Origin of the sequence: Streptomyces sp. NPDC023723 (assembly GCF_040639815.1) — a bacterium.
In the GTDB taxonomy this organism is placed as follows: Bacteria; Actinomycetota; Actinomycetes; order Streptomycetales; family Streptomycetaceae; genus Streptomyces.
Genome location: NZ_JBFAAP010000126.1, coordinates 1 through 1,512, shown reverse-complemented (window position 1 = coordinate 1,512; position 1,512 = coordinate 1). Strand labels below are relative to the sequence as shown.

The 1,512-nt window shown below is 75.1% G+C and carries 2 protein-coding genes; both read right to left on the bottom strand.

Annotated features, from left to right (window positions below; all coding sequences use genetic code 11):
* A partial coding sequence (locus tag AB0G32_RS40360) for a methyltransferase (protein WP_361176074.1) occupies positions 1–349 on the bottom strand: 349 nt, incomplete at its 3' end.
* 21 nt (positions 350–370) lie between these two features.
* Positions 371–1,387 carry an iron-containing redox enzyme family protein gene (locus AB0G32_RS40355; RefSeq protein WP_361176071.1) on the bottom strand — a complete coding sequence of 339 codons (1,017 nt, stop codon included), beginning with the start codon at positions 1,385–1,387 and terminating at the stop codon, positions 371–373.
* Between the last annotated feature and the right edge of the window lie 125 nt (positions 1,388–1,512).

Below are 1,512 nucleotides of genomic sequence, written 5' to 3'. Positions count from 1 at the left end.
CGCCGCGCGGCCGCCGGGGCCCGCCGGGCGCCGGCACGTACGGCGGATTGGCCAGGATCAGGTCGAAGGTCTCGCCCAGCACGGGCGTGAACAGGTTGCCGTGCCGGACCCGGAGGGAGACTCCGGCCCGCGCGGCGTTCACCCGGGCCGTGCACACCGCCCGCCAGGACACGTCGACGGCGGTGACCCGGGCACCCCGGCGCGCGGCGGCCAGCGCCAGCGCCCCGGTGCCGGTGCACACGTCCAGCACCGCCGCGCCGGCGGCGAGCGGCTCGTCGGTCAGGGCGTCGCACAGCAGCGCCGTGTCTTCTTGCGGGGCGTACACACCCGGCAGCACCAGTGGACTCACGCGTCCCCAGTACCCCGCTGGTCAGGAAGTATGGACCGGGTCCTGGTCCAGCGGGGCGCGCAGCGAGGAGCGGCCGGCCCGCCACTCGGTGAGCAGCCGGGCGGCGAGCAGGTCCTCGACGTGTCCGGTGGCGTCGATGCCGAAGACCACGTCGGCGGCGAGTTGCGGCTCCTCCTCCAGCAGGCCGCCGATCACCTCGTGCCGGACGACCTGCTCGTGCACCGCGTCGGCCTCGACGTGCTCGTCGTAGAAGTGCTCGGCGGCAGGCCCGGCGCCGGTGCGGCGCATCGCCTCGGCCAGCCGCCGGGAGCCCGGCGAGGAGGTGATCTCGACCGCCGCGAAGTGGCCCACCAGGGCGCCGCGCAGCGACCGGTGCAGTCCGAACAGGGACATCATGTTCACGGTGGCCAGCGTCTCCGCGGCCGCCGCGTCCAGGTAGCGCCCGTACGTGGTGTCCAGGCCGAGGTCGGTCATCAGGTCGGCGAACAGGCGGGCGTGCACCCGGTCGGCGCGGCCGCCGCCGTACTCGTCGAACTCCACCGCCGCCATCCCCGCCTTCGCCCGGCCCCACAGCCGGGGCAGCACCCAGGCGTGCGGGTCGGCCTCCTTCAGGTGGTAGAGCGAGCGCTGGGCGGCGTACTCGCGCAGGTGCCACAGCTCACCCTTGTCGCGCAGGAAGTGGCTGACGCCGGCGCCGTCGACGGGCTCCACCAGCAGGTCGGCGACGGCGTCCTCGACGGTGTCGTGCACGCGGGTGCCGGACCGCAGGGCGGCCAGGAAGCGGTCCTCCAGGGCGGCGCGGAAGCGCAGGAGGGCGGGGTCCCATTCCTTCTCCGGGTCGACCCCGGCGAAGCCCCGGTAGTGCAGTTCGTAGCACTGGTACAGGGCGAGCTGGAGGTCGTCGCCCCAGGCCGGGACGGACTCCACGGCCTCGGGGCGGGGAAGCGGGCGGCCGGTGCCCCGCAGATGGTCGCGGACGGCCGCGGAGAGGGGGCCTCGGGGGGACGGCAGCGGTGGATCTTCGCGGTCGGTGTGCATGGGGTGCGGGTACCCAGGGGGGTGGGTGGCATCCGTACTGGGGGCGGCTGCGGGTTCGTCGTGGCTGGTCGCGCAGTTCCCCGCGCCCCTTACGGCACTGCAGTGCCGCTCTCAAGGGGCGCGGG

Bases quoted from the DNA above. Each gene is read 5' to 3' on its own strand.
- AB0G32_RS40355 (WP_361176071.1), bottom strand. From the start codon at position 1,387: ATGCACACCGACCGCGAAGATCCACCGCTGCCGTCCCCCCGAGGCCCC.